The 4,672-nt window shown below is 65.2% G+C and carries 6 protein-coding genes; all 6 read left to right on the top strand.

What is annotated here, in order from left to right; genetic code table 11:
- A partial coding sequence (locus O2807_12235) for a TRAM domain-containing protein (protein MDA1001267.1) occupies positions 1–879 on the top strand: 879 nt, incomplete at its 5' end.
- Positions 880–909: 30 nt separating this feature from the next.
- Positions 910–1,626, top strand: a complete 717-nt coding sequence (gene ispD, locus O2807_12230; GenBank protein MDA1001266.1) for a 2-C-methyl-D-erythritol 4-phosphate cytidylyltransferase — start codon at positions 910–912, stop codon at positions 1,624–1,626.
- Entirely contained in the window at positions 1,623–2,105 is a 483-nt protein-coding gene (ispF, locus tag O2807_12225; protein MDA1001265.1) for a 2-C-methyl-D-erythritol 2,4-cyclodiphosphate synthase, read from the top strand. The genes ispD and ispF overlap by 4 nt, the downstream gene beginning before the upstream one ends.
- A gap of 142 nt (positions 2,106–2,247) precedes the next feature.
- Positions 2,248–2,661, top strand: a complete 414-nt coding sequence (locus O2807_12220; GenBank protein ID MDA1001264.1) for a cupin domain-containing protein — start codon at positions 2,248–2,250, stop codon at positions 2,659–2,661.
- A 14-nt stretch (positions 2,662–2,675) separates the two neighbouring features.
- On the top strand, positions 2,676–3,017 hold the full coding sequence (locus tag O2807_12215; protein ID MDA1001263.1) for an AraC family ligand binding domain-containing protein: 342 nt from the start codon (positions 2,676–2,678) through the stop codon (positions 3,015–3,017).
- Between the two features lie 34 nt (positions 3,018–3,051).
- Entirely contained in the window at positions 3,052–4,512 is a 1,461-nt protein-coding gene (cysS, locus tag O2807_12210) for a cysteine--tRNA ligase (GenBank protein ID MDA1001262.1), read from the top strand.
- Positions 4,513–4,672: the final 160 nt, after the last annotated feature.

Raw genomic sequence — 4,672 nt, 5'->3', positions numbered from 1 at the left:
CTGGCCTCCCTGGCAGGGGGCGGGATGAAACGCGGCGGCACCGGCGCCTTGGTCGGCGGGGCGGCCGGCCTGTTCGCCGGACTGGTGGTCGCCCTTTTGGTGATGAATTTGGCGGGCGGCGTTTTTCCGCCCGGGCGGCAGGCGCTCTTCGGCGCATTCATCGGCCTCATCCTTTCCTTTATGGGCGCCCGGGCCGGCGCGGCCCACGGCGGGCGCCATTTCGGCGATACCGTCACCGTGGGCGCATCCCAGAAGGGCGCTTTGCCGACGATTCTCGACACCAGCGTTATCATCGACGGCCGCATCGCCGATATCTGCGAGGCGGGCTTCATCGAAGGGCCGATCATTCTTCCCCAGTTCGTCCTGAAGGAGCTTCAGCAGATCGCTGACTCCTCGGACGGCCTGAAGCGCAACCGCGGCCGCCGCGGTCTCGACGTTTTGCAGCGCATCCAGAAGAATCCCGATCTGGACATCCGCATTGTGGAGAACGATTTTCCGCGCGTGCGCGAGGTGGACACCAAGCTGGTGCTGCTCGCGCAGGAGATCGGCGGAAAAGTGCTCACCAACGATTTCACTCTCAATAAGGTTGCCCAGCTTCAGGGAGTTGTCGTACTCAACATCAACGAGCTGGCCAACGCTGTGAAGCCGGTGGTCCTGCCGGGCGAGGAGATGAAAGTCTATGTCCTCAAGGAAGGCAAGGAGCACGATCAGGGCGTGGCCTATCTCGATGACGGCACCATGGTGGTGGTTGATCACGCCCGCGACAAGATCGGGAACCATGTCGCCGTTTCCGTTACGAGCGTTCTCCAGACCACGGCCGGCAGAATGATCTTCACCCGGCTCAAGGGGGATGCCCACTCCGACCAGAACGGAAACTGAACGCTCCTTGAAAGGAACCGCCGCCTGAAGATGGCTCTTCCTCCCCCTTCTCAAGTGGCCGCCATCGTCCCCGCCGCGGGACGGGGAGAGCGGCTGCCCGGCGCGGTCCCGAAACAGTTCCGCCTGCTGGGCGGTGAGCCGCTCATCTGGCACTCCCTTCGCCGCATCGCTGAGTCCGGGGCGGTGGGCCGCATCGTGCTCGTTCTTCCCGCCGGCGCCGAGGCGGATTTTGCGCCCCCCGGCGGCCTCGCAACTCCCCTGGAGATTGCGCCCGGCGGCCCGCGCCGGCAGGATTCGGTGGCGAACGGCCTGGCGGCGCTCGGACCCGAAGTCGAATGGGTGATCGTTCATGACGGCGCCCGCCCGTTGGTGCCGCCGTCCCTGGTGCGGGAATGCCTGTCGGCGGCCCTGGAGAGCGGCGCCGCCATCGCCGCCCTTCCGGTCGTGGACACCTTGAAGCGAGAGGGTGCGGCGGGCCTTGCGGGCGAGACCCTTCCGCGCGAGGGACTCTGGCAGGCCCAGACGCCGCAGGCGGTGAGGCGCGATCTGCTGGAGCGTGCCCTTCGGGAGGCCGCTGCGGCGGGGCGCGAGGGGACCGACGAGGCGGCGCTCCTGGAAGCGGTTGGGGTGCGGGCCAAGCTCGTGGTAGGCGCGCTTTCGAACCTGAAGGTCACCGGCCCGGCGGATTTCGCCGCGGCCGCAGCGTTTTTGGCCGCCGAACGGCAAGGTGCGGGGGAAAATCCATGATGCGGGTGGGGGTGGGCTACGACGTGCACCGCTTCGAGGCGGGCAGGCCCCTGATTCTGGGCGGGGTGGAGATACCCTTCGAGAAGGGCCTCGCCGGACACTCCGACGCCGATGTCCTCGCCCATGCCGTGTGCGATGCCCTTTTGGGCGCCGCCGCCCTGGGCGATATCGGAGGCCACTTTCCCGACACCGACTCCCGCTACGCCGGGGCCGACAGCATGGCGCTCTTGCGCGAGGTGGCGGCCCTGGTTCAGGGGAAGGGGTTTCGCCCCCACAATGTGGATGCCGTGGTGGTGGCCGAGCGGCCCAAGCTCGCGCCCCACATCGGCGCGATGCGCGAGCGGCTGGCCGGGGCGATCGGCCTCTCCCTTGAGTATGTAAGCGTCAAAGCGACCACCAGCGAGCGGCTCGGGTTCGCCGGCCGGGAAGAAGGCATCGCCGCCCAGGCGGTCTGCACCCTCCTTGAAACTTCCGGGTAACGCGGCGCTCCGGATTCCGCGGCGGTGGATCTTCTGCTCCGCTTCTCAAGACGAAGCCAAGTTGATACATTTCGGGCACAAGGTTTCTGCGGTGGCCTTCGAGGTGTCGGCCGGCGCATTTTTTGTGCGAGGAGGGTCGAAGATGGCTTACATTTTTCATCAGGATGAACTCCCGAAGTTGGTCTCGGAGTCTCCCGGAAGGGAGCGGATCTTCTTCGTGAGCGATGAACTGGCTGACACGAAGGCGGTGCTGGCCGGGATTATCCGCTACAAGAAGGGAACCGCCTCTCCCTATCACTATCACGAGAACTGCGACCATTTTTACTTCCTGCTCGAGGGGACGGGGACGGTCGAGACCGAGGAGGGCCCCCACCCGGTGAAGGCCGGGACGCTCGTTTTCATCCCGGCCGAGGAGAAGCACCGCCTCCGGGCGAGCGAGGATTCGGTCCACTTCGAACTTCAGGCGCCCAATCAGTTCAAGACGACGATTCTCGAGGGAACAGACGCCGACCTCAGATGGAAGAAGGTGGACGGCAAGGTCTGGATCCAATCGTAGGGGGGGGTGAGGCTGTGCTGACGTTTATCGAAACCGATCAGGTCGAGCGGAAAACCATCGGGAAAGGCTTGGGCGAGGCCGCCGAGATCGTCGGGCCGGAGATTTGCGGGGCGAGCAAGGTGAGAGGCGTTTTGCGCTGGCTCGGCCCCGGCGAGCGGATCGAAGCTGCGCCGCTCTCGAATGCCCACCAGCTCCTCTACCTGATGGAAGGGCAGGGAATCATCGAGTTCGAAGGGAAGCCGCACGAGATCGGCGCGGGCGGCGGCATCTACCTCGGCCCCGGCGAGGGGGCGCAGATGCGCCAGGCCGGCGCGGGCAAGCTCAAGGTGTTTCACGTGACCGTACCGCCCGCCTAGGCCGCCCGGATCGCGCCCAAACCGGAGAATTTTTTTGTCGGTTCAACTTTACAACACGCTGACGCGCAAAAAAGAACCCCTCGAGACGATCGAGGCGGGAAAGGTCCGCATCTATGTCTGCGGGGTGACGGTCTACGACCATTGCCACCTCGGGCACGCGCGCGCGACCATCGTTTTTGATGTGATCCGGCGTTACCTCGAGTCCCGCGGCTTCGATGTGACCTATGTCGTCAATTTCACGGACGTCGACGACAAAATCATCGCCCGCGCCAAGCGTCTCCAGGTAACGATTGATGCGCTCACCGCCCAGTTCATCGATGAGTACTACGCCGACATGGACGCCCTCGGGGTGCGCCGGGCGGACATCATGCCGCGCGCGACCGAGCACATCCCCCAGATGGTCGAGATGATTGAAAAGCTCATAGACCGCGGCATTGCCTACGCGGCGGGAGGAGATGTCTACTACGACATCTCGAAGTTTCCCGCCTACGGCAAGCTCTCGAACCGCAATCCCGAGGATCTGGAAGCCGGTACGCGCATCGAGCCGGGCGAGGGCAAGCACAACCCGCTCGACTTTACGCTCTGGAAAGGGGCCAAGCCCGGCGAGCCCGAGTGGGAGAGTCCCTGGGGCGCCGGGCGTCCCGGCTGGCATCTGGAGTGCTCGGTCATGTCGAGTGAGTACCTCGGCGAGCGCTTCGACATCCACGGCGGCGGGAACGATCTGGTCTTTCCCCATCACGAAAACGAAATCGCCCAGAGCGAGGGATGCTACGGGCACGATTGGGTCCGCTACTGGATGCACAACGGCCTGGTCCAGATCAATCACGAGAAGATGAGCAAGTCGAAGGGCAACTACTTCACCATCAAGGCCGTTCTCCAGGAGCATCCGGCCGAGGTGATCCGGTTCTTCCTCCTGGGGACCCACTACCGCCATCCGGTGGACTACTCCGATCAGGTCATGGCGGATGCCCGGAAGGGGATCGATCGCCTCTACAACACCCGGCTGAAGCTGGCGGCTACGAAGCCGGGCGATGGACCCGCTCTTCGAGGGCAGTTGGAAGAAGCGGCCGCCGAGTTTGAAGCCCGCTTTGCCGAGGCGATGGACGATGACTTCAATACCGCGCTTGCGCTCGGGCATCTGTTCGACTTCTCCCGCCGGGTGAACGGGATTCTCCAGGAGGCGGGCGATGCGATCCCCGAGGCGGCGGCGAGGCCCGCGGTTCAGGTGTTCGAGAAGATCCGCGAGGTGTTCGGTCTCTTCGGGCACACGCCCGAGGCCTGGTTCCGCCAGCCGGTGGCGGCCGTGGTCTCCTCCGAGGAGGCGAACGGCGGCGGTCTCTCCGATCCGGAGGTCGAAAAGCTCCTGGCCGAGCGCGCCGCGGCGCGGACCCGGAAGGATTTCGCCGCGGCCGATCAGGTGCGCGATACGCTGACCGCCGCCGGAATCATTCTCGAGGACGGTGCCTCGGGTACCATCTGGAAGCGAAGGGGCTGACGATGGCCAAAAAGGCGCGTGGCGAGTATCTCTGCGGCGTGCATGCGGTCCTCGCCGCGCTCGAGCGCGGGCCCGAGCGGGTGATCCACCTGTGCCTGGCCCAGGGAAGGGGCGGGAAGCCGGCTGAGATGGCCCGGCAAATCGCTGAAAAAAAAGGGAT

This window comes from bacterium (assembly GCA_027622355.1).
Taxonomy (GTDB): Bacteria; UBA8248; UBA8248; order UBA8248; family UBA8248; genus JAQBZT01.
This window is presented reverse-complemented; position numbering and strand designations above follow the sequence as displayed.